Genomic DNA, 25,191 nt, shown 5'->3' on the forward strand with positions numbered 1-25,191 from the left:
TTTTTTTTACAAAATTAAATGAATTGTAGTGAAAGTTTCTGTGTAATTAATTTGAGTTACGGTTAGTCATACCACATCCATTAAACCCAACCGAACTCTGAAGATGAAGGTAGCACAGGTATAAAAAGAGTGTCAGTGTAGCTCTATACTTAAAAGTAAAATTACCATAGCTAATTGTTAGTGAAGCAGGACACCTAAGTACCCAAACCATGCTATAGCAATCCTAAATAATTCGTGTTAGCCGGATCAAAGATGAACGCGGTACCGTAGGTAAAAATAAATATTGTAGAGACGTTGCAGAGCCTGCGGCGTCGGCGTTAGCCTCTGCAACATCTCCTAAGAAACTTACACTCGAAAGCTTATAAAATCGTACTTTTTGATTTTGTGAGCGTGAGTTTATTTTGTGTTTTGTGGAGGAGAATACCCAACCCCTCCTTACCCGCTCTACAGAAATCACCCGTTCATAAATCAAATACGATTGCTATAACAGTTAACTGTTAACTTTCTTTCTCGCTCATCATATGCTTGAAACGCTGGTCATTAAGAATTCCTTCAAAATCCGGATCTGTTGTAACTTCTTGACGATATTTGGGGTTGATTTCAACTGCCTTTTTGAGATTATCTACAGCTAAACTAACTTTGTTCTGAAATACGTAGCAAATTGCTTTGTTATAGTAAGCACTGGCGTAATCTTTTTGAATTTCCAAAGCTTTATCAAAACTACTCAAAGCTTCTTCATCTCGTTCCAATTGAATTAAGACATAACCCCGTTTATCCCAAGCTTTAGGAGAAGGATTAAGTTCAATTACTTTATCAAATGAATTCAATGCATCTTCATAACGTTCTAAAACTTCTGAAGCTAAACCACGATTCATCCAAGCAATACCGTTATCTGCTTGTACTTCAACAGCTTTATCAAAGGATTTAAACGCATCTTCGTGACGTTGTAATTTTCCGAGTAAAACCCCTCTATCAACCCAAGCTTGATGATAATCTTCTTTTACTGCTAATGCTCGATCAAAAGCTTTAATTGCATCTTCATAACGTTTTAATCTTCCCAAACTCATACCCAAAACAAACCAAGCTTTCTCGTTTTTGGGATCAGATTTAACTACTTTACCAAAAGTTGCGATCGCGGCTTCATATCTCCGCAGCTCCATGAGTGCGAGTCCGCGATGATACCAAATATTGGAATTATCTGGTTGCAGTTCTAGAACTTTATCAAAGGAAGCGATCGCATCTTCGTAACGTTTCAATTCCCAGAGTGCCATACTCCGGGCTTCCCATCCATCTATATTATTAGGTTGAAGTTCTAAGGCTCGATCGTAAGCTGCGATCGCTCCTTCATAGTTTTGCTGTGCAAAAGCTTGATTCCCTTGGTCAATAAATTCACTGGGATTTAAGAATAGTTGCGGATTACTTGCTTGTAATTTTTCTAATGGTTCCGTTAAAGTTTGAATTTTTTGTGTTAATTCTGCGATCGCGCTTTCAGCGATTTGCGTGGGGGAAATTTCCGCCAGTTTTTGCAAAATTTGTTGTTTTTCGCTCTTAGCATCGGATTGTATCAGTTCTAATTGTTCAGCTAAAACAGTTTCTAGTTTATCCAGTCTTTCTAAGGTTAGATTCTTACGCGCTTGGACTACATCCAATAAAGTATTAAGTTGGTTGCTAGACTCGGTTTCCAACCGTTTCAAACTTTGAATAGTTTTATCTTTCTGGGCTTTAATATTTACTGCAGAACCAGAAACACTGTTAGCAAATTCAGTTTGTAAGTTTTGCAAGTTTTGCAATGTTGCATCCCTAAGGGACTGAATTTCTGAGAAGAACGCTGCGATTTGACTCTTAACTTCATTTTCCGATTTTTGCAGATGTTGCAAAGTTTGCTGTCTTTGTTCGTTGACTCCAGATTCGGAATTGGATATGCGAGCAACAACCTCAGTTTCTAGGGTTTGAATGTTATTTTGAGTCTGTTCAGTTTGTTGTTGGATTTGAGATTGTGCATCTGTTAATTGAGCAGTAATTTCTGTTGCTAGTTGCTCTAAATTTTGTAACGCTAATACTTGTTGCTGTTGGGCTTTCTCCCTCGCGCTAGCTTCCAAATCTGCAAGTTGAGGCGCAAACTCATTTTCTAATTGTTGCAGATCAGTAATAATTTTATCCCTTTCCTCTTGGGCTTTTCCTTTGAGTTGGGAAAGTTGAGAAACAAACTCCGATTCAGTATCGGTGAAACTTTTAAGAACTTCTAGTTTCTCGGTCTGCAAATCAGCCTTTAATTGGGAAAGAGCAGTTGTAAATTCATTACTAGACTGTTGGAAATGCTGCAAAGTAGTATCTTTTTCTCCTTGCATGTTTTCCAGTAGTAATTCCATTTGCGGTGCAAATTCAGATTCCAATTTTTGCAGATTTTCTAAAATCAAATCTCGTTGTGTTTGCACCGATGCTTGCATCTCACCAATTTGAGTTGCAAAATCTGTTTCCGACTGCTGTAATTCTTCAAATAAGCTATCTTTGCGTTGACTGATTTGTGTTTGTAATTCTTCAACTTGAGGAGTTAAATCTGCAGCCAAATGTTGTAAGGAAACTAAAGTCAAATCCCGTTGTGTTTCTGCTGCAGATTGAAGTTCTTTTAATTGATTTGTAAAATCTGTTTCCGATGTTTGTAATTTTTCGAATACCTTACCTTTCTGCTCTTGTAATTCAGTTTCTAGTTCTTCTAGACGTGGAGTAAATTCAGTACTTAATTTTTCTAGGTTTTGAATAATTGAGTTACCGCGCTCTTCTGTATTTGTCTGTAATAAGGTAACTTGAGTTGCAAAATCTGTATCAATTGTTTGCAGTTCTCGTTGAAAAGAACCGACCTGCGTCTTAATCTGATTTAATGCTTCTTCTTTGGATTCAGATAACAGTGTAACTATCTCTGATAGTTTTTCTCGCTTGACGTTGATATCTTTTTTCAAACTTTGCGCTTCATCATTTAACTCATCCGCAATTTCTTCTGCTTCACCAACGAGTTCTTCAACTTTTTTATTTGCGCTAATAATTCTAGTTTCTAAATCTTTCAGTTCCTTCAGGTGTTCTGTAACAATACTTGCAACTTCTCGCAACACTGCTCGTCTTAAAAATATTAAAGCTGCGACCCCGGCAGCTAATATCAAGCCCAAAGTGACAAGTAAAATGATAATTATTGGGTGAATTTGTGCCTCGACTTGTCTTCTCAATTCTTGTCTTTGGATTTCCAAGTCTTGGCTATTTGGAGTCGTTTGGGCAATAATTGTTTGGGAAATCTGGGGTTGATTCCTATTTCCAGAGCTTTCGCTAATTGCGTATGCTTTATTGATTCCAACAGATATTAAGCACGTAGAAAGAAGAATATTGCTGAACGACACCAATAAAAATATCTTGGGAATATAGCGTTTCACAATTCACTTCCTTTATCTGTTGGTTATAGACAATTACTTGGACAGGTCACCTCCCTAATTTGGGCAATGACCCCATAAAGCATAAGCTATATGGCAAGTAATTGCTTATATTAACTTTAACAATTTTGCTAAATTTCTTGTACTTACATTCTTGTACTTACACAACTTACTCAAATTGACATGCTAAGCACTGTATCCCACTCTTGTAAACTGAAAATACCTACATCAGTGGGAAAAACTGGGTTTTGTGTCCGACATCGTACAGCTGAAGTCTATATCCGCGAATAATATTTGTGAAATTTGTGAACAATCGCAACCAATTTCTTAATCCTTGGGTTACTTGTCCTAAACCCAATCCTGATGCACAATTACGATTATTTTGCTTTCACCACGCAGGAGGTGGAACTCTAAGTTTTCGCAATTGGGCTGATGAGTTATTCCCTGCAATTGAGGTATACCTAATTCAATTACCCGGACGTGAAAGACGACTAATGGAAAGTGCTTTCACCAGAATTGAACCTTTAATTCAAGAGCTAAAACCGGCGATTATTCCTTACCTGAAGCAACCTTTTGCTTTTTTAGGGTATAGCATGGGTAGTTTAATTGCATTCGAACTAGCTCGTAGTTTGCGTCGCGATCGCTTCGCGCATCCCCAAAGGGGATATCGCGAAATATCTCCTAACCATCTATTTGTTTGTGCTCGTCGCGCACCTCAACTTCCTCCAACTAAAAAACCAATCTACGAATTACCAGAGTCAGAGTTTTTGCAAGAATTACGTTGTTTGGGTGGTACTCCTGAAGAAATCCTTGCAAATAAAGAACTAATGGCGCTTTTTATCCCAACGTTACGGGCAGACTTTGCAGTTATTGAAACTTATAATTATTACGATGAGCCACCTTTAAACTGTCCAATTACCGCATTTGCTGGGTCAGAAGATACAGAAGCTAGTCGCGAAGAATTAGCAGCTTGGAGTTCACAAACTGCTGCTGACTTTAATTTACATATTTTACCAGGTGACCATTTTTTCCTAAACTCTTCACGTTCTAGGTTGCTGCAAATAATTGATACAGTATGTCATCAGATAAATCTTTAACATTATATGCTGCAGTCAAATACCTTCTGAGTCTCTTATGGCGAATTTCCAAGATTACGATCCCAGCGATGTAGGTCAAGTTAATGGTAATATTTTTGGCTTACCTTTCGATTATGAGTCTGCAAAACTAATTATCTTTCCCGTACCTTGGGAGGTTACTGTTTCCTATGGTGCGGGAACTGCTAATGCACCACAACGAATTTTGGATGCTTCTCCACAATTGGACCTGTTCGATTTTGATCACTCTGATGGATGGAAACAGGGAATTTTTATGATAGGTATTCCCCAAGATGTTGTAGATAAAAATGAATATTACCGAAACCAAGCAGCAAAAATCATTGAACGATTAGAACAAGGTCAATCCCTAACTATTGAACCAGATTTAACCGCTGTGCTTACAGAAATTAACCAAGCGAGTGAAGAAGTTAATCAATGGTTATATCAACAATGTCAACAAGCTATAAGTGATGGGAAACGAGTTGCAGTTATTGGTGGAGACCATAGTTCCCCGTTGGGATATTTCCAAGCATTAGCTGCCAATTATCATGATTACGGTATATTACATATTGATGCTCATGCAGATTTACGGGATGCTTACGAAGGATTTAAATTTTCCCACGCATCAATCATGTTTAATGCAATGGAAATACCGCAGATATCAAAACTAGTACAGGTGGGATTGCGAGATATTTGCCATGATGAAGTGGAAATGATTGAGCAATCTAACGGTAGAATCATTGCTTTCTACGACTCAAAAATTAAACAAAGGCTTTACTCTGGAAGCAGTTGGATTGAACTATGTCGAGAAATTGTTAGTTATTTACCACAAAACGTTTATATCAGCTTTGATGTGGATGGTTTAGATCCAAAACTGTGTCCAAATACCGGTACTCCGGTTCCTTCTGGATTAGAGTTAGAGCAAACTTTTTGTCTATTTCGGGAATTGGTAAATAGTGGGAAAAAAATTATTGGGTTTGATGTTTGCGAAGTTGGTGATGCACAATGGGATGGGAATGTAGGAGCGCGGATAGTTTATAAGTTAGCGAATTTGATGGATTTATCGCAGGAGTCAGGAGTCAGGAGTAATATCATGTCTGGATAATCAGTTATGACAAGAGAAGCACTTTGCAATACTCCTGGCTGCAAATATTACTCCATCCGGTTAACTTCAGCTACGACGATTAGATTTCAATTTTAGGGTAGACCACAATCTGTTTCAGTGCGTCCGTTGCAACGCGATTGTTAGGCTAAAACAAACTGAACTTTCCAGTTTGATATGAGAATAAAATATGTTGACACAACAATAGATTCCTACTTAACGCCTACTCTTTGGCTTATTTTTTTGAGGGGATGAAAGCTTTAGCTCTTCAGCCAAAGGCGTTATAACTATTTCATCAATTTCAATCGGTAGTTTATAAAGCAAAAAATCATACTGTTTTTCCCATTCCTGGGATAAAGTATCATCTCCTTTTTCGATCAAAGGCATTAATGTTTCATCAATTCTCTTGATAAGATTTTCTTCAAAGAAACACAACAGCTGATTGTATAGGTCGTTTGATACTAAACGCGCAGCCTTACTAATCTCAAGTCTAATATTACTAAATAAGTCCCATGATTTCACGTCATAATTTTCTACTGCGGCTATATATTTCTCTGAGTTCGAGTGAACTTTATAGTAGCAAACTGCAAGAGCTAGAAGTTGCAGTTCCCATAGTGACTTAGAAATGTTCTCCAAAAGATTTATTTGTGCATCAACTATATTGGCTGATCGTTTTAAGTCTGCCTCATACTCCATTTTTGCTCGGAGCTTCCTTGCATCAATTCCCTTGAGAACATGAGGAATAAAAAGACCACTTACTCCCGCTGTAAGTATTAAAAAGATTACTCTATCCAGGAAATTTTGATTTAGCAATAAAGTCTTTAGGGTATCTAAAAATTCCTGGCTAAATTTCATAAGCAAGTTCCAAGCTGGAAATCGTTAATATAAGGATATCGAGTTCATTGGGGATAAAACTATTTTACGGAAGATCTCAAGCAAGACTTCAAGAGTTTTGACGATCATTTCATTTAAGAATTCATTTAAGAATAGTGAGAGAAAAGGGATATTTCCAAAATTCACTGTTATTTGCTTTTATCCCAGCAATAATTGGGAAAAGAACTCCAAGTACTCCCAAAAGAGCTAGTAGCGGTATTCCAATGAATACAATAGTTAAACAAGAAAATATTGCACCATAAATTAATGATGAGATTAACCAATTAACAGCCATTTTGCCATGAATATCTAAGATTGGTAATTCATCTTTTTTGAGTTGCCAGATGATTACTGGTGCAATAAATCCTCCAAATGGAATTATATAACCACCTAATAATGACAAATGTAGAAACATTGCCCATAGGTTGGCTTCTCGCTCTTGATTTTGCATTGTCATTAAAGAACCTCTACAAAATTGATGGATTTATTTTACTTATATTAAGTACTTAAAAAAATCAGCTATTATGCTTGCCTGGGTGATTTCTTGGCATGAGTCCAATGGCTTTATTATGGAACGATATTTAACAATTAAATATTAATAAGGTTAGCTTTTTGTTGTTTTTCAAATAAAGCATAAATTAATGAGACAAGCATAATTAGGATTTCAGCCCAATAAGTGCAGTAAATTAATTCACACACCAGATATTTCACTGCAAAACTGGAACGCACAAAATAAAGCATATTATTTAATTATACAGCAATGTAGTTAAGAGGATTGATGCGGGTTAACCGTGTAATTCTTAATAATTTATAGCAAGAATGTAAATTTTTTCGTAAAATAATACACTGCCTCAAGTATCCATTAACTTGAAAGGGGTGTATAACAAAATTATTGGTATATTAATCCAAAGTTGTACCAATCCAAAGTGTTGTGGCAAATTCCCCTACCGATCAACAATTGATTTATTAATAAATATTTTGCTTGCAGTATCAAAATCTGATGGTAATATCATGTCCGGTAAAACACTTGTAATAAGGTTAGTAGTAGCGCTTTAGCGCGATAGACAAACATTGGCGCTAAAGCGCTACTACAAACATATTTTTTCATAAGTAATTAAGCGGACATCATATAAATCATAAACCTGCTATCGTACCACAGGTTCGTGAGATGAAAAACCAGATATTTTGTTAATCAAAAACGAGTTTTAAATTGTTACGATAAATTTATTTGTCTCAAGACAATAAAACTAAATTATCTCGAATAAAAGTGACGATATCCTAATTTGTACGCCTCACTAGTGCACCTGAATGCTACGTTTAATAGGCAATTTATGTTAATTGTATAGTTGATTTACACTATCTTATACGATACAGATTGAATTGTACTCCTCACAAATTCCTCACTTTTTTGTTTTAAATCTGGAAATAAACAAACAGACAAACCCTTGATATTGTGAGTATAACTCTGCCTAAAAGCAAAATGTTACTTTAAATTTATATCAATAATTTTATAATGCTTACACATTAAAACATCCAGTCCAATTGCCTCCTTAATTATGGAAAGCAACTCCTTCGAAAATTGGCCAACCTTGGAACAGATTGTTGATGCTACTACAGCTAAGCGTTATCGCACTCCTTTAAAAGTGACACCAGATACATCCGTTTTTGAGGCAATCACCTTAATGAACCAGGGAGATTGCAGTTGTGTTTTAGTTGCCGATGGGATGAAGTTAGTAGGGGTATTCACAGCACCAGATATAGTCAAGCTAATTGGGGCAGGAAAAAATTTATCCCAGATCAAGATTAAAGAGGTGAATACAAAGCCAGTTACTAGTCTGACCCTTACTGGTTGTGAAAATATTTTCACCGCCTTATCTTTAATGCACTCTTCACAGGTTCCTTACTTAACGCTACTGGATCGCCAAGGTCAATTGCTTGGTTTAGTTACTCAAGACCAAATCCAACAACAAGCAGAAATTGCTCTACAGCAGAACAAACATAAATTTCGAGCGATTTTTGATAGTACATTTGAATTTATGGTGCTGCTAAGTCCTGAGGGAATTGCGATCGAAGCGAATCAAACTGCATTAAATGCTATTGCTGCTCAGCGCTCGGATGTAATTGGACAACCTTTTTACAAAATCCCCTGGTGGGCTGATTTTCCCCAACAGCAGCAGCAATTGCAACAAGCGATCGCCAAAGCCGCCAAAGGTGAATTAGTGCGTTTTGAATCCAAACATATTTGGACTTCGGGAACATTTGCTTTTGTAGATTTTTCCCTCAAGCCCTTTTTTGATTCAGAAGGTAAAGTTGTGATGCTAATTTTAGAAGGACGGGATATTACCACTCTCAAGCAAGCTGAATCAAAGCTCCAGGTAAGCCAAACCAAATTTGAGGCATTGGTTACCAATATGCCAGGGATGGTCTACCGCTACTTTCCTAATACCCCAGAGTGCCCACATCATTTTACCTATGTCAGTGAACATTCCTACCAATTGCTAGAATTAGCGCCACAGAAGATTGTCGAGGATGCCGATACATTCATAAATTTGATTCACCCAGAAGATTTACCATCTTTCTTGACTTCTGTAACTCATGCTGTTGAAAACTTTTTACCCTGGCACTGGCAAGGACGAATCACAACCCCATCGGGAATATTGAAGTGGATTGAGGGCAATTCCCAGGCGCAAAAAACATCCCAAGGAGATGCCTGGGATGGGTTGTTGATTGATATTAGCCAACGCAAACTCACCGAGCAGAAAATTGCTCAACAAGCCGCTTTAATTGATATCGCTACCGATGCAATTTTTGTCCGAGATTTAGACAATTGCGTCTTATTTTGGAGTGAAGGAGCTCAACGCTTATATGGTTGGACTGCTACAGAAGCTATTGGCAAAACTGCCCATGAGTTGTTTCATACCGAATCTTCTTCTCAACTCGCTCAAGGTCTTAGTCTTGTTCTAGATCGAGGTTTCTGGCAAGGTGAGCTAAAACAAGTTACTAAAAATGGTCAAGAAATTATAGTTGTTAGTCGCTGGACTCTAGTGCGGGATGAATCTGGGCAACCCAAATCTATTCTTGCTGTTAACAGCGACATCACCGAAAAGAAAAAATTGGAGCAACAGTTCTACCATTCCCAGCGCTTAGAAACCATTGGTACTTTGGCTACTGGCATTGCCCATGACTTCAACAATCTTCTTACCCCTATTCTTACCATTGCTCAATTGCTTCCCCTTAGATTCTCCAATATCGATCAAAACACTCAACAGCTCTTGACAATGGTTGAGAATAGTGCAAGGCGCGGGGCTGATTTAGTTAAGCAACTTCTTTATTTCAATCGGGGAACAGAGGGTAAGCAAGTTACCATCCAATTAGAATACTTGCTTGAAGAAGTAATTAGTATTGCTCAAAGTACCTTCCCCAAAACCATAGATATATCCAAACAAATTCCAAAAAAGAAACTGGGGCTAATTTTGGCTGATAGTACCCAAATTCATCAAGTATTCATGAATGTTTTGATCAATGCACAGGATGCAATGCCTAATGGCGGAAATTTAACCATAAAGGCGCAAAATCGCTACCTAGATGAAAATTATGCCCGCATGAATTGGCAAGCCAAGGTTGGTTCCTATGTTATCGTTACAATTTCTGACACCGGAGTCGGTATTCCACCACACCTAACAAAGCGAATTTTCGACCCTTTTTTCACTACTAAAGAATTTGGTAAAGGTAAAGGACTGGGACTGGCTACTGTAGAAGGTATTGTCAAAAGTCATGGTGGCTTTGTCAAAGTTGATAGTCAACTGGGAAAGGGTACCCAATTTGAGGTGTTTTTACCAGCTGTAGAAGGAACACCTTGCTTGCAAAACTCATCAGAGAATCTACTGCCAAAGGGCAACGGTGAGTTGATTCTGATTGTAGATGATGAAGAAATTATTCGACAGACTACAAAAACTTCTTTACAAAACTATAACTATAAAACTCTTCTTGCCAAGGATGGAATTGAAGCGATTACCATCTATGCCGAACACAAAAAGGAAATCAGCCTTGTTCTCATGGATCTTATGATGCCGAATATGGATGGATTAACAACTATCCGCGCTATTCATAAGATTAACCCCCATGTTAAGGTCATTCCTACCAGTGGACTTCCTGCGGACCCTGGAAAAACTTTCCCCCCCAATATTAAAACTTTTTTGTTGAAGCCTTATACCATTGAACAATTATTAAATGCTGTAAATTCACATCTTTCACCAAATATTTCTTAGCAAATCTGTCTCGTGGGAAAAATCTGCATGAGTTACTTCCCATACCACCGCTACCAAATTCTGCGAGTTTTTCAATCAACTCTCCAAGCTGACTAATATGATGTTCGCTTAATTACTTATGAAAAAATATATTTGTAGCAGCGCTTTAGCCCCAATATTTGTCTATCGCGCTAAAACGCTACTACGAAACTTATTACAAGCGTTTTGCCGGACATGATATAACACTTCCTTGAAATTAATTAAAATAGTGGAATCAAGACAAGATTATTTACTTATCCCACCAAAAAAGCCTTGAGGGTTCAAATCGCATGATGACGCAAGCTGAAGAGAAAAAACTTTATACGCCCGAAGAATACCTCGAATATGAAGTAAACTCAGAAGAACGTCATGAATATATTGGTGGTGAGGTTGTTCCTGTGACTGGTGGAACCCCAAATCATAATCAAATTGCTCTCAACCTTAGTGGTACTCTAAATTTTGCACTTAAACGTCAACCCTATCGAGTTTTCGTCACAGATCAACGAGTTTGGATTCCAAAAAAACAGATTTATACTTATCCTGATGTGATGGTAGTTCAAGGTGATTTGCAATTACAATCGGGACGGCGAGATACAGTCACCAACCCGTTAATAATTGCTGAAGTTCTATCAGATTCCACTAGAAACTACGACAAAGATAAGAAGTTTTTGGCTTATCGAACAATTCCTGGCTTTGTTGAATATCTCCTCATTGACCAATATACGATGTATGTCGAGCAATATTTTAAGACAGGTCAAAACAGCTGGACTTTTTCAGAATATTATGATGTGAATGAAACAGTTACTTTAAATTCAATTTCCTTAGATTCAATTCCCTTTAGAATAACGCTTGCAGATATCTACGATAAAGTTGATTTTGAAGACTGTTGAACCCAACGCTTAGGATCTAGCCTATAATAACCTTGTAATAAACGATAAAGAGCCGGACGTTTTTTGATTAATTCCTGTGGTTTTTCAAAAAAAGTTTCAGTTGCTACAGCAAAAAATTCTGCAGGGTTAGTTACACCATATCTATCTAATACTGTATCTACTCCTTTCTGAACGTCTTCACACAGTTGCTTGTATTCTGCGGTCATCACCTTAGACCAGGTGGAGTAGTCTGATTTCCGTCGCAAAATTGGAACCCCTTCAGCTTGACCATCTTCTTGATCTAACTGATGAGCAAATTCATGTAATACAACGTTATGTCCATTTCCCCAGTTGCAAGTATCTTGTTTTACCTGCTCCCAAGATAATATTAATTGGTCAGTTGTCCATGATTCTCCCAATCTTGCAACTAAACTTTCTTCAACAATATGATTTCCGGTGACAGTGGTTTGTTTTACTATATAAGCAGTTGGATAAATTAAAATTGAACGCAATCGAGGAAAATATTGTCCTCGTTCGTTAAGAAGTAGCAAACAAGCATTTGCAGCAATTAACAGTTTCATTTCTTCTGTTAAATGTAATCCAGCACAACCAATAAATTGTTTTTCTGCTAAAAATACTTGAATGTGTCCCTGAAGGCGTTTGCGTTCCCCAGGGGAAAGATAAGAATAAATGGGAAGATGGTCGTCAATAATAAAATTCCAAAGTCGGGGAAAAGAACGACGTTGCAGACGTTTTCTGGCTTTTTTTACTAAAATTGGGCTTATTAAGATCGTTATTGCAATAAGGAAGCTGACAAATAAAACAATAATTGCTTCGAGCATCGATTTTAATTATTTTATATTGCAGTGCAATTTCGAATTGCCATGCTTTATTTGCAAATTTAACAATTATTGCGAACTATCGTCGATATTGTATATCGAGTGGTCATATATTGTATCCCTATCTTCATAATATTTGTAGAAAAAATTTATCCAGATCGAACATCAGAAACTGATGATGATAATCTCTGTAAAAAAACTAAATATTATACCGACGGATTAATCAAAATATAAATTGACATCAGGAAAAACGTAACGCAATATCTATAGCCGTGATAGCCCATCAGACGCATACAGTCCCAATACAGTTGAGATAAGAAGACTGAACCATTTGGTAGAGACCTTTGCAGAGGCTAACGCCGACGCCACAGGCTCTGCAACCTCTCTACACGCCCAAAACAATTATGGTTTAACTTTAACTGAACTGTATTGCATGCAGTCTGATATCAAGTCCGCTTAATTAGTTACTATATGACCCTATTGAAAAGACGGTGGTTATTACCTAATAACCCTTTTACTTATTACTGTGCGCTTACGCTAACATTACTCATTACTTCGCCCCCACAGATGTGATAACTGTTTAGCCGGACGTAATATGACCCTACTTCCTTTTGCAGGAGGTGAGAAATAAGGTAAAGCAAAAAGACTCTATAGGTAAGTCGTAAATCTTATAACTTGTTTTCGAAAAGTTCAGTGTGTAATATCCATGAGGAAGAACTGCTAACTTTGGTTTAACTTGTAACAATCATTAACTGTATTCCACTAAACTACACCTGCTTATACTTATAGTTATGAAAAGAAAAATATTGTTCGCAAGCTCGATCGCGACTGGAATCATTGCTTTGACATCACAAATATCACCTGCACGAGAATTACCAAACCTCAAACAAAATATTCCTTATGCGAAAGCTAGAAATATGCTAATAAATGCTGGTTGGAAACCATTATTTAATAAAGAACAGGTAAATAATCCTAATAGAGGAATAACAATAAATAATTTCATTGAAAAGAAAGGATATACCGAAATCGTAGATTGTTCGGGTACCGGTTTAGGGCTTTGTCTTTTTCAATTCAAGAATGCTGATGGAGAAAAATTATTTGTTACCACTGCAAACAATTTTGAAGATAAAGAAACTGTTTTTGGTTGGCGAATTGAGCAACAGTCAAAAACATCAGTAAAAGTAAATACAAGTTGTGTACCTCATGATAGTACATCCCGTATTCTGTCGAGTCCAAAACCAAACGATATCCATCCTAATTGGAGTGGTGACAATTATGTTGGTAAATCTTGGAGTTTCAAAGCTAAAAATGTTGTTAAAAACAACACGGTGACTTATTTAAAAGGTGATTTGTACTCTCCACAAGGAGGACTTATAAATAAAGATATTTTTATCATACAAAATGAGTGGGAGTGTAAATGAATAGTAACCTTAGCACTATATATTATGTAGCATTTTTAGTTGGCTAAACTAACTAGGATTTAATAGTTGAAAATATTATCGAATAAACATGTCCCCAAATTAGCGTAAAATAAAACTCCGTAAGGCATCTACCAACTCATTCGCCCCATGTTCTGCGATTACCTCGTACAAATACTCACAGCTCGCGTATATGATGTTGCCCAAGAATCACCCCTTGACCACGCCCCAAATTTATCGAAACGTTTAAATAATAAACTTCTGCTTAAAAGAGAAGACATGCAATCGGTGTTTTCTTTTAAACTCCGGGGAGCCTACAACAAAATGGCACAACTACCCCCAGATATCTTAAAACAGGGTGTAATTGCTGCATCAGCGGGAAATCATGCCCAAGGTGTCGCCCTCGCAGCCAGTAAACTAGGTACGCAAGCTATTATTGTGATGCCAGTAACTACACCCCAAGTAAAAATCAATGCCGTCAAAGCTCGGGGTGGAGAGGTTGTTTTACATGGAGATACCTATGATGATGCTTGCGTCCATGCTCGCGAACTAGAAGCAGAAAAGGGTTTAACTTTTATCCATCCCTTTGACGATCCCCATGTAATTGCCGGACAAGGTACAATCGGCGTGGAGATTTTGCGTCAGTATCAGCAACCGATTCATGCAATTTTTGTTGCTATTGGTGGCGGTGGTTTAATTTCGGGGATTGCAGCCTATGTTAAACGGTTGCGTCCGGAAATTAAGATTATTGGGGTTGAGCCTGCTGACGCCGATGCGATGTATCAATCCTTGCGCTTGGGTCGTCGAGTACGTTTACCTCAGGTGGGTTTATTCGCCGATGGTGTAGCGGTGCGACAAGTTGGGGAAGAGACTTTTCGCCTGTGTCAAGAGTTTGTAGATGACATCATTCGGGTAGATACTGATAATACCTGCGCTGCCATTAAAGATGTATTTGAAGATACTCGGTCAATTGTGGAACCAGCTGGAGCACTAGCGATCGCAGGGGCTAAAGCCTATGTAGAACGGGAAGGAATTGAGGATAAAACATTGGTTGCGATCGCTTGTGGTGCAAATATGAATTTTGACCGCTTGCGGTTTGTTGCCGAAAGGGCAGAATTAGGGGAACGTCGAGAAGCAATATTTGCAGTAACAATCCCAGAGGAAGCGGGAAGTCTGCGTAAGTTTTGTGAATGTATCGGCAAACGTAACCTCACAGAATTTAACTATCGCATCGCTCATGAGAGGGAAGCCCAAATTTTTGTCGGGATCCAAATTCAAAACCGTGCTGATGGGGTAAATATTGCCGAAATAATTAAAAATAATGGTTTTGCAATCATTGACTTAACCGATGATGAACTAACCAAAATGCATTTACGGCATATGGTTGGCGGACGTTCGCCCCTCGCCCATAATGAGCTATTATATCGATTTGAATTTCCCGAACGTCCCGGCGCGTTAATGCAGTTTGTTGGTTCCATGAGTCCCAACTGGAATATTAGTTTATTCCACTACCGCAATAATGGTGCAGATTACGGACGAATTGTGGTTGGGATACAGGTTCCACCAGAAGAAATGAAAGAATGGCAAGCATTTTTAGATACTTTGGGTTATCAGTATTGGGATGAGAATAAAAATCCCGCCTACAAGTTGTTTTTGGCTTGAGGATAGGGATTGGGAGAAATGAGTAATAAGTAATGTTAGCGCAGCGGGGCGCGTAAGCGCACAGTAATGAGTAATAAGTAACAAGTAATGAATAAGAAGTAATGAGAAAAAATTACCAATTACCAATTACCCATTACCAATTACCAATTACCCATTACCTAATCCCCAATCCCTACTCCCCAGTAATCGAAAGACCTTCAACCCAAATTCTGGGACAGACTCCTCCAGGGGTTAATTCTGGTTCTTTCTCGACAAACACAATCGATTTCATAACTTCGAGGAAGTCTCCTGCGACGGTTGCAGAGTCAATACTGGTTTTTACACCTTTATTCACTAACCAACCATCAAAGGGTAAGGAAAAAGAACCTTGCAAGGATTTGACTCCAGCGTGGAGAGCTTGCAAATCGTCAATGAAAACAACATTTTCCGCCGTATCTAAACTAAATTCTTTTTCTACAGTTGCGCCAGCGTAAACGTGATAGAAGTTAGGACTAACTGTTACTTTAGCCCCAATGTTAGCGTTTCCTGTGGGCTTAGCATTCATTCTTTTCGCCGTACCCGCGCTGTGAAGGAAGTTTTTTAAGATTCCATTTTCAATTAAGGAAACCTTACGAGTGGGAGTTCCTTCTCCATCAAATGTTTCCGCCCCAATATTTGCTGGATGTAAAGAATCATCGCAGACTGAAAGTAAGGGGGAAGCTATTTCCTTTCCTAGGTCGTCAGCCTTCGATAAACTTTGATTATCCAAAATACTTTGGGCATTGTACAAATTAGAAAAAGCACCGAGCAAGCTTAAGAAAGCATCAGGGGAAAAAACAACGGTGTACTTACCGGTTTTGATTTTTTCGTAGTTTAAGTGGCTGATGGTTTTATCTGTGGTTTCTTTGACACAACCATCAAGATCCAACTCACTCAAACTTTTACTCAATCTAAAAGCACCTGCACTCCGGGGTTTTTTCCCTTCTTCTTCGGTTTTACTGTACAAGAAAACTGAAGTATAGGAATGGGATTCGCTTCTCATTGCACCGTCGCTATTGAGATAAAACTTATCGATACCTCTTTGCGCTAAACGGTTATATGGAACGCTTTCAATCGCCGGATGAGCTTCAACTACATCCTTTTCAGCTTTTAATAGTTTTTCAATCAGTTCTGAAACAGAAGCAGGTTCAGCTTTTTCCTCTTGCCTAACGTCAATCTTAACGGTAGCCTCAGGACTAAAATCAGGTACATTTTCTTTAACACCAAAAAAACTTGCTTCGTAAGCAGTTTGTAATGCTAGTTCCAATCCCTTGGAATTCACATCGGTGGTGCTAGTAACGCCCATGGTATTTTCGTCGTTCCATACCCTAACCGTTACACCAGAAAGATTTGAAGCTTTTACCTGTTCTGGTTCGCCTTTATCTACTTGAACGCTAGTTTGGTCGGTAACCGCACCATAAATATCAAACTTCTTAATTCCCAGTTTGCTAGCACTTTCTTTCGCCGCAGTTGCAATTTCTTTAATACTCGCCATAGTTTAAAAAGTCAAAAGTTATTAGCGTAGCGTGTCCGTAGGACATAAATCAAAAGTTGTAGAGACGTTAAATGTCACGTCATAAAAGTCGAAAACTAAAAAATATGTCTGTGTGCTGGATCGGTATTACTGAGAGTTTCCAAAAATGATTCGTACCGTATTTTGTACCCGTAGGGGCGCACAGACGTGCGCCCTTAAAATCTTTAATACGTCTACCCTTAAGATTGATATATTTCCGCTTTGGAAAATCTTCAATCCAGCACACACAAAAAGACACAAAAATCCTTAACGTCCGCCAACGGTGATTGAATCAACCTTGATATGGGGTTGTCCAACGGTTGTATAAATACTACCGCTCACAGAACCGCAGAAACCCGGAGCTAAAGATAAATCTTGGGAACACATAGAAATTTTATTCATAATTTCTTTTGCTTCCCCAATCAAAATTGCTCCCTTCAATGGCTTGGTCACTTTGCCATTTTCAATCAAATAAGCTTCATCTACACCGAAGTTAAATTCACCGGTTGCACCAACGCTACCACCACCCATTTTCTTGCAATAAATGCCCTTATCGATGGAAGCGAATAAATCTTCGTTCTTGTACTCTCCGGTAGCGATGTAAGTATTACGCATCCGGCTAGCTGCAGCGAAAGTGAAATTCTGGCGACGTCCGCTACCTGTTCTGGGATGTCCGGTACGCATGGAACCAGCCCGGTCTGCTAAGAAGTTCTTCAAAACACCCTTTTCAATTAAAAGTGTTCTTTGAGCTGGCATTCCTTCATCATCCATCTCGATGGTACCAAAAGCGTTGTCGGAACGACCTTCGTCCCAAGCAGTCAAGCTTTCGTGGGCAATTTTCTCACCTTTTTTATCTGCAAAGGGAGTAGTACCCCGCTCAATTTGGGTGGTTTCTAATAAATGTCCGCAAGCTTCGTGGAAAATAACCCCACCAAAATGATTCGCCATCACAATGGGATAGTTGCCAGATTCTACGTAATCAGCGTAAAGCATTTTACCTGCAGACTCTGAAATTTCGTCGGCTGCTTCTTGATAATCCCAGGTTTTTAAGAATTTGGGATCACTAGTGTTACCAGCGCGTTGACCGATAGAAGTACGGTGAGCGCCATCAGCACAAAGAAGATTGAATCCTACCGATTGGGTTAGGCGAATGTCGCGAGCAAAAACTCCATCGCTAGCAGCAACTAACACTTCTTGCCAATCTCGGAAATATGAAGCACGTCGGGATTGAATGTGGGATGCTTTTTTACCCAGGGTACTTGTTGCATCAAGTAATACTTCCCCCATCTCTTGCATGCTGCTGCACAAAGGTAACCAGGCATCTTTACCGCGTTTGGTGCTATAGTCCCTAAATAATTCCAAATTAATTTCTGGAATGAAAGCATTTGGTCCGGGTAATTGCAGACCCATAATATCTAAAGCTTTTTCCAAAGCAGCTTTTAAACCAGCGAAAGAAATGTTATTAGTACTGACATAACAATCAGCCTTACCGCGAAATACTCTCACACCAGCACCGGTGGAAAGGCGTGGTGTAATGCTAGTAATGGCGTCATCCTCTGCAAGGCAGCTAACATAATTAACACGCTCTAGGAAAAATTCCACGAAGTCCGCGCCTGCTGCACGTCCTAAGCCCAATAAAGTTGATAAAGGAGCTTCCCAGGTTTCGTCAAACCTCTCTGTCGCCGAGGAATATTCCAGTGTGGGGATTTGCTTGGATAGGATAATGGTATTTGTTAGCATATTTGCCTCTCAAAGATGGCTTTACTTAGGAAGTTGAGCGAAAATTTAATATAGTACTTACTCTAACAAATCCCAGAAAGTCACAAGAAATTTACGGGAGTTTGGAAGCCCAGTGGTTTTAACCCTGGGAGGAAAAACGACACGGGGTAATTTATTACCCCTTATATTGCTTTTAAAAAGAGTAGGAATAACCATCCTTTTTATGTATTGGAGTACAAAACTTGTAACTGATACCAGCTACCCTACCTGCTTTAGTAGCTATATCAAAACTTCCACTTTTGCGGCATAATAATCTACCAAAATATGTACCTATTTTCTTACCTTTTGTGACGACAGCTTTTACGATATCGCCGGTAGTAAAACCAAAATGTATTTGTTTCCTACCTCGGTGTCTAGTTGGGAAACCAAACTTATTCGTTCCGCACATCTGACGAGTTCCGTGACCATTGCATTTAATCCTTAGTGGTTGGTTTGTTTTTAAGACTAACTTTTCTACATCACCTACACAGGCGGCATCAATCCAATGTTGTTTTTCTAGTTTTAAGCGAATTCGGTTGTATTTGGTTTGAGCACCGGTAGCTGTTTTTACGGGTAATAATCCAAACAAAACTTCGACTACCTTGTTTCTAGTTGAATTAACTGCAGAGGCATCTTTTAGCGGTTTATTAGCATTTGATTTGATTTTCTTCAGTAGTTCTGGCTTCTTTCTCAGGAAATCTTCGACTGGTTTATTCCCTTTCTTCTGGTTGCATTTTTCGCAAGCTAAGCATAGATTACTTACTCGGTTGCTGCCTCCTTTTGAGCGGGGATGGATATGTTCAATTTGGAGGGGTACATCTTTCTTTCTGCAATAAGAACATTCTCGACCCCACTTTTCTAAAAGATATTCCCTGACTTCATAGCCTTGCAGATCTCCTTGCTGGTACTCCACACCAGATATTTCTGGATTTTGCATTTTATGCATATCAAATTTGACTTTTTCAATCCAGATTTCTGCTACTGGAGCGAAAATAATCAAGCGTTTTACCCAGGTTTGAGTTGTTAAAACTCGGTGCATTAAGCTTGGAGGAATCCAGCCAGGCGAGCGTTTGCGGTTATCGAACCGAGCTTTACGATACCGGGTTTTCCTATTGCGGCGAGATCTTCTCAAACTTCTTCTGGATTCTAAAGTTTGTTTAATTTGGTATCCGCGATGCTCTACTTCAGCGCCCCAGATTACATTTTCTCCTTCTGAAACTGCGATGCCAGTAAATCGGGAACCAGGATCGATTTTTACTGTTAAAGGTTTGAGAACAGTTTCTGTTACAGCATGCTTCAGAATTATGGTAAAGGGATAGTTTCTCCAAACGGCTGCTTTTCCTTTTTCCAGTAATTTTCTTGCCCTACGTGGCGTTACTGGGTTTACTGGTTTTTTGTTGGTATCGACTACAAATACGTAATTTTGCATTGCTGCTTTTCTCGTTGGTAATGTTAGCTTCGATAAGGTTTAAAGGCGGCACATCCAAAAAGCACTGACTTAACCCATTGGGTCTATTTAACTTCTTGATTTCAGAGCAAGAAACTAGCTACGCATTTCTTGGTGAGAACTTTAACACTTCCTTGAAACGTAGTGCCCGGAGCACTTAATCTGGTCAGCTAGACCGCAGAGCGGTCACAAGAAGCGTGAGAGACTCCCAGTTTTTAGGCTGGAAGCCCAGTCACTTTAGTGCTGGGTTGCTGACTGTTGAGATCGATTTGCAAACAGATTTATATCATTATTAGTCGTGATGGCAGCTAAAGCTGCGCGTGCAGATCGCAAGTTATACCAATTTCGGAAAATAATAAGACGGATAGATTTTGTAGAGACGTTGCATGCAACGTCTCTACTGGAGAATCTGTTGCAATGATTTATTGAATTGGTATTAGTTTATTTATCATCTGTAACATAACTTGAGAAATGCATTAAGTGTTGTTTGGGAACTTGCTGCAAAAGTTATAAAAGAGTTTACACAATAGTTCGTTTATACGGGAATAATCTACTATATATAAGAACAAATATACTAAAATTCTGTATTACCACTACATGGGAATCACTACTCAATCCTCCGATTCATCATCCATCTTCTACTGGTAGCCCGAGTTTTTTGTGAAATTCTGGACTATATTTTGCTTTTTCCCAATTTTTGGCTTGCTTGATTTGTTCTGGTGTTATATTTCTGGCTTCATATAAGCTTTCATCCCAGAACTTGGCATCATTGAGGTTAGCATCACTAAGATTGGTATAAAGCAAGTTGGCATTTTTGAATTTGGCATCGATAAGTTCGGCCCTGCTAAGATCTGCACTGCTGAGGTCAGCACTGCTGAGATTAGTGTACATGAGTTTGGCATCGGTGAGGTCAGCACTGCTGAGGTCAGCACTGCTGAGGTCAGCACTGTTGAGGTAAGCACTGTTAAGATTAGCACTGCTGAGGTTGGCATAAGTCAGGTTGGCATTTTTGAGTTTAGCACTGCAAAGCTTGGCAAAAGTGAGGTCAGCAGTGCTGAGCTTGACAAGAGTAAGATCGGCTCCACTGAGGTCAGCAGTACTGAGATTAGCAGTACTGAGGTCAGCAGTACTGAGGTTCGCACTGTTGATATTGGCACCACTAAGGTTAGCGCTGCTAAGATTGGCACCGATAAGTTTGGCACTTCTGAGATCGGCACTTCTGAGATCGGCACTTCTGAGGTCAGCAGTACTGAGGTCAGCAGTACTGAGGTTCGCACTGTTAATATTGGTACTACGAAGGTAGGCCCCACTAAGCTTGGCAAGAGTGAGATCGGCACCGCTAAGGTCGACACGACTAAGGTTGGTACGAATTAAATAGGCACCACTAAGATTGGTATAGCTAAGTTTGGCATAAATCAGATTGGCATCACTGAGGTCAGTACCACTGAGGTCAGTACCACTGAGGTTGGCTCCACTGAGGTCGGTACTACTGAGGTTTCTTTTTTCAGTTGGCTGATTAACAATTTCCCAGACTAAGCGCCATTTTTGATCGAGTTTTGTCTCAGAGTCGATGATTGTATTGCTCAGATCGGCACCACTAAGATTGGCACCACTGAGATTCGTATTGGTAAGGTTTGTATAACTGAGATTTACATTAGTCAGGTCGGCACCACTGAGGTTGGTACCGCTAAGATCTGTACCACTGAGATCGGTACTACTGAGGTTTCGTCTTTCAGTTGGTTGATTAACAATCTCCCAGACTAAGCGCCATTTTTGATCGAGTTTTGTCTCAGAGTCGATGATTGTATTGCTCAGATCGGCACCACTAAGGCTGGTATTTCTGAGGTCAGCACCACTAATATCGGTACCACTAAGATTGGCACCATTAAGATTTGCACCATTAAGATTGGCACCATTAAGATTGGCACTACTGAGGTCGGAAGTACTGAGATCGGCTCTACTAAGATCGGCATTAGTAAGGTTTCGTTTTTCAGTTGGCTGATTAACAATTTCCCAGACTAAGCGCCATTTCCGGTCAAGTTTTGTCTCAGAATTGATTAATGTATTGCTGAGGTTGGCACCACTGAGGTTAACAGTACTGAGATTGGCTCCACTGAGGTTGACAGCACTGAGGTCAGCACCACTGAGGTTTGTACCACTCAGATTAGCATTAGTGAAGTTTGTACCACTGAGGTTTGTACCACTCAGATTGGCATTAACTAGGTTGGCACCATTGAGGTTAACACCAGTGAGGTCGGTATTAGTAAGATTCCGTCTTTCAGTTGGCTGATTAATAATTTCCCAGACTAAATGCCATTTTTGCTCGAATTTTGTTTCAGAATCGGTTATTGTATCACTCAGGTCAGCACCACTAAGATTGGCATCACTGAAGTTGGTACCGCTCAGATTAGCACCACTGAAGTTGGTATGACTCAAATCGGCACCACTGAAGTTAGTATTACTGAGGTCTGCACCACTGAATTTGGCATTACTGAGATTAGTATGACTGAGATCGGCACCACTAAATTTAGTATTACTGAGGTTAGCATGACTTAAATCAGCACCACTGAAGTTGGCACCACTGAAATCGCCATTGTCACTTAGGAGATTGGCATTACTGAGATCGGCACCCGTGAGCTTGGCTTCTCTGAGATCGGCACCCGTGAGCTTGGCTTCTCTGAGATCGGCATAAATTAGGTCGGCTTCTTTGAGATTGGCATATCTGAGGTTAGCGCCAGCGAGATTTGCATACCTGAGGTTAGCGCCAGCGAGATTGGCATGAATCAGATCGCTATTACTGAGTTTTCGTCTTTCAGCTGGTTGATTAACAATTTCCCAGACTGAATACCATTTTTGATCGATTGTTGTCTCAGAGTCGATGATTGTACCACTGAGGTCCACATTACTAAGGTCGGCACTACTGAGGTTGGCTTTAGTCAGGTTTGTACCGCTAAGGTTGGCATTAGTGAGATCGGCTTCTACCAGATTGACATCACTCAAATTGGCTCCGCTAAGGTCCGTACTGTAGAGTTTTCGTTTCTCGGCTGGCTGATTAATAATTTTCCAGACTAAGTGCCATTTTCGGTCGAGTTTTGTCTCGGAGTCGATGATTGCACAGTTTAGGTTTGCACCACAAAGGTTGGCACTACAAAGGTTGACACCGCAAAGATTGGCATTACTAAGGTTTGCATCTCTAAGATTGGCATATCTGAGGTCGGCTTTTCTCAGGTTGACGTTACTAAGGTTAGTAGCACTGAAGTTCGCTTCTTTGAGATTGGCATATTTGAGAGTGATGCTTTTCAAATCAGTATTCGATAAATTTACCCTTGTCAGAGAAACTGCATCTTCATTCAAATCTTGCAGAGCTTGATTTCTGGCGTAACTGCTTTTTATCCCATCAGCTGCGTCGATCACCTGCCAAGCTTCATAATGTTTTCTTTGTTTTCTGTCATCAATTTCTATAAAATAAAGAATGACAGCGGCAAAAATGCTTATACCTTCAATATTTCTTAAAGTTGTCGCCCAGAACTTTTTGATTTCCGTGTCTTTTTTGTTACCTTCTGGTATTACTAAATACATAATAAATGCTAAAGCAGTAATACAGATGGGAATGATAGAATATTTGATTATTATTTGCCTGATTTTTTTTTGCCTGATTTTTTGTTTGCGTTTTTGAAACCAATTTGCGAATCGTTCGTGTACCGGTCGTTTTTCTGAGCATTTATTGTTATTAGTCATTATCCAAACCCTTTACAATGACAAATGCAAAGATGAAGTATCATTACAGCAATTTTCAGGCGAATAGATCGCAGTGAGCGAAACAATCGATGGTATTATCTTTTATGATGTAATCCATGATTCCAGTCATAGCCTGGTCTAGAGCTTCATAAGTACAAGTCGCCTTAGAATGTAAAAAATGCTTGAGTTTCCACCGGCACAACTCAACTGTAGATAGATCTAGCGAGTAACGTTCCAAATCTTTTGGATTAACTTCCACCTTTGTTTAATTTGTTTCCCGCAGCCACTTTTGATATTTTTTTGTATTTTCTAATGCATTAAACAAAATCTGCGCACAGTAGCGGATAGGTTGAGTAATAAAACTACTAAGTGATATTAACTGCTTGTTATTTGAAACGCTTGTATACAAGGAATCAAATTCGAGATGATAATACTTTTGTGTTGTTGTTTTTAAAGCGGGATGCAAATCATAATCAGTTATGTTACCAGGAATTGCTTGGGTAAGATTGGCAATTTCTTTAGTAATTTATTTAATAATTTCTTTGATTTTAGCAGAATGGAAAAATCTAATTGAAGTTCAAGCTATTTATCCAAAAGCTTCTGCTTTTGGCAACTTCACTGTGTTTAATATAAAAGAAAACAATTATCGCTTAATAGTTGATATCATTTACAAAACTCAAAGAATTTATATTAAATATGTCCTAACTCACGCCGAATATGATAAGGATAAATGAAAAAATTACCCGTACTTTTAATTCTGAATCTTACGGTAAACTGCTAGCTGAGTATCAACCAAAAACAATTACTACCCGAACAAGCTATCAAACTAGCACAAAGCTTAGAACATCATCCCAATCGTACAGCAGAAAAGGAGATGCTGTTGGAACTGTTGGTGACATTAATTGAGAAATTTGAAGAAACTCATTACCCAATACCCCAAGGTACTCCCCATTCGATGTTAATACATCTGATGGAGGCACGGGATCTTACTCCAGAAGCATTAGCTGGGGTAATTGGTTCTAGGGAAGTTGTTTGGGAAATTGTTAATGGCGCTACCATCAATAAAGCACAAGCAGAAGCTCTTGCAGAGTATTTTCGTGTGGATGTGAATTTATTTGAATAGTGAATTGCGCATAGCACTATATTTCTATGAGGAGA

General features: G+C 39.0%; 17 protein-coding genes. 8 read left to right on the forward strand and 9 right to left on the reverse strand.

The window, feature by feature from the left end:
* Positions 1 to 497 precede the first annotated feature (497 nt).
* Positions 498 to 3,419 (reverse strand): tetratricopeptide repeat protein, encoded by a 2,922-nt coding sequence (locus BC008_RS21500; RefSeq protein ID WP_036267939.1) that lies wholly within the window; start codon positions 3,417 to 3,419, stop codon positions 498 to 500.
* A gap of 302 nt (positions 3,420 to 3,721) precedes the next feature.
* Between BC008_RS21500 and BC008_RS21505 the strand changes: the two genes are divergently transcribed.
* Together BC008_RS21505 and BC008_RS21510 are read left to right on the forward strand one after the other, a co-directional pair.
* Entirely contained in the window at positions 3,722 to 4,513 is a 792-nt protein-coding gene (locus BC008_RS21505; RefSeq protein WP_027846045.1) for a thioesterase II family protein, read from the forward strand.
* A gap of 37 nt (positions 4,514 to 4,550) precedes the next feature.
* Positions 4,551 to 5,615 (forward strand): agmatinase family protein, encoded by a 1,065-nt coding sequence (locus BC008_RS21510; protein WP_027846046.1) that lies wholly within the window; start codon positions 4,551 to 4,553, stop codon positions 5,613 to 5,615.
* Between the two features lie 213 nt (positions 5,616 to 5,828).
* On the opposite strand, the gene BC008_RS21515 is transcribed toward BC008_RS21510, so the two are convergent.
* Both BC008_RS21515 and BC008_RS21520 read right to left on the reverse strand, forming a co-directional pair.
* Positions 5,829 to 6,467, reverse strand: a complete 639-nt coding sequence (locus BC008_RS21515) for a hypothetical protein (RefSeq protein WP_027846047.1) — start codon at positions 6,465 to 6,467, stop codon at positions 5,829 to 5,831.
* Between the two features lie 121 nt (positions 6,468 to 6,588).
* Positions 6,589 to 6,942: a DUF4870 domain-containing protein gene (locus BC008_RS21520; protein WP_153009625.1), complete on the reverse strand. Its 354-nt coding sequence runs from the start codon at positions 6,940 to 6,942 to the stop codon at positions 6,589 to 6,591.
* Between the two features lie 1,099 nt (positions 6,943 to 8,041).
* Between BC008_RS21520 and BC008_RS21525 the strand changes: the two genes are divergently transcribed.
* Together BC008_RS21525 and BC008_RS21530 are read left to right on the forward strand one after the other, a co-directional pair.
* A complete protein-coding gene (locus BC008_RS21525) occupies positions 8,042 to 10,753 on the forward strand; it encodes a PAS domain S-box protein (protein WP_058183780.1) in 2,712 nt (903 codons plus the stop codon).
* A gap of 311 nt (positions 10,754 to 11,064) precedes the next feature.
* Positions 11,065 to 11,661, forward strand: a complete 597-nt coding sequence (locus tag BC008_RS21530) for a Uma2 family endonuclease (protein WP_036267595.1) — start codon at positions 11,065 to 11,067, stop codon at positions 11,659 to 11,661.
* On the opposite strand, the gene BC008_RS21535 is transcribed toward BC008_RS21530, so the two are convergent.
* The gene (locus BC008_RS21535) at positions 11,631 to 12,482 is read right to left on the reverse strand and encodes a M90 family metallopeptidase (protein WP_027845823.1); all 852 of its coding nucleotides are present in this window, start codon (positions 12,480 to 12,482) and stop codon (positions 11,631 to 11,633) included. The genes BC008_RS21530 and BC008_RS21535 overlap by 31 nt on opposite strands.
* Positions 12,483 to 13,270: 788 nt before the next feature.
* On the opposite strand from BC008_RS21535, the gene BC008_RS21540 reads away from it, so the two are divergent.
* Together BC008_RS21540 and ilvA are read left to right on the forward strand one after the other, a co-directional pair.
* The gene (locus BC008_RS21540) at positions 13,271 to 13,900 is read left to right on the forward strand and encodes a hypothetical protein (RefSeq protein ID WP_058183781.1); all 630 of its coding nucleotides are present in this window, start codon (positions 13,271 to 13,273) and stop codon (positions 13,898 to 13,900) included.
* Positions 13,901 to 14,047: 147 nt separating this feature from the next.
* Entirely contained in the window at positions 14,048 to 15,559 is a 1,512-nt protein-coding gene (gene ilvA, locus BC008_RS21545) for a threonine ammonia-lyase, biosynthetic (RefSeq protein WP_027845822.1), read from the forward strand.
* 172 nt (positions 15,560 to 15,731) lie between these two features.
* Here ilvA and BC008_RS21550 read toward each other — a convergent pair whose 3' ends face one another.
* The 5 genes from BC008_RS21550 to BC008_RS48520 form a co-directional block, all read right to left on the reverse strand.
* Positions 15,732 to 17,072 carry a TldD/PmbA family protein gene (locus tag BC008_RS21550; RefSeq protein WP_027846517.1) on the reverse strand — a complete coding sequence of 447 codons (1,341 nt, stop codon included), beginning with the start codon at positions 17,070 to 17,072 and terminating at the stop codon, positions 15,732 to 15,734.
* Positions 17,073 to 17,357: 285 nt separating this feature from the next.
* On the reverse strand, positions 17,358 to 18,830 hold the full coding sequence (locus tag BC008_RS21555) for a TldD/PmbA family protein (protein ID WP_027846518.1): 1,473 nt from the start codon (positions 18,828 to 18,830) through the stop codon (positions 17,358 to 17,360).
* Positions 18,831 to 19,002: 172 nt separating this feature from the next.
* Entirely contained in the window at positions 19,003 to 20,277 is a 1,275-nt protein-coding gene (gene iscB, locus BC008_RS21560) for an RNA-guided endonuclease IscB (protein ID WP_027846519.1), read from the reverse strand.
* A gap of 645 nt (positions 20,278 to 20,922) precedes the next feature.
* Positions 20,923 to 24,033 carry a pentapeptide repeat-containing protein gene (locus BC008_RS21565; RefSeq protein WP_058183826.1) on the reverse strand — a complete coding sequence of 1,037 codons (3,111 nt, stop codon included), beginning with the start codon at positions 24,031 to 24,033 and terminating at the stop codon, positions 20,923 to 20,925.
* A 55-nt stretch (positions 24,034 to 24,088) separates the two neighbouring features.
* Complete coding sequence (locus tag BC008_RS48520; RefSeq protein ID WP_153009626.1) at positions 24,089 to 24,292, reverse strand: hypothetical protein; 204 nt, start codon at positions 24,290 to 24,292, stop codon at positions 24,089 to 24,091.
* 220 nt (positions 24,293 to 24,512) lie between these two features.
* Here BC008_RS48520 and BC008_RS21570 point away from each other — a divergent pair, with 220 nt between their 5' ends.
* Both BC008_RS21570 and BC008_RS51460 read left to right on the forward strand, forming a co-directional pair.
* The gene (locus BC008_RS21570; RefSeq protein ID WP_082650583.1) at positions 24,513 to 24,767 is read left to right on the forward strand and encodes a type II toxin-antitoxin system HigB family toxin; all 255 of its coding nucleotides are present in this window, start codon (positions 24,513 to 24,515) and stop codon (positions 24,765 to 24,767) included.
* A 140-nt stretch (positions 24,768 to 24,907) separates the two neighbouring features.
* Positions 24,908 to 25,156 carry a helix-turn-helix domain-containing protein gene (locus BC008_RS51460; RefSeq protein WP_235595894.1) on the forward strand — a complete coding sequence of 83 codons (249 nt, stop codon included), beginning with the start codon at positions 24,908 to 24,910 and terminating at the stop codon, positions 25,154 to 25,156.
* Positions 25,157 to 25,191: the final 35 nt, after the last annotated feature.

The organism is Mastigocoleus testarum BC008, from assembly GCF_001456025.1.
Lineage (GTDB): Bacteria > Cyanobacteriota > Cyanobacteriia > Cyanobacteriales > Nostocaceae > Mastigocoleus > Mastigocoleus testarum.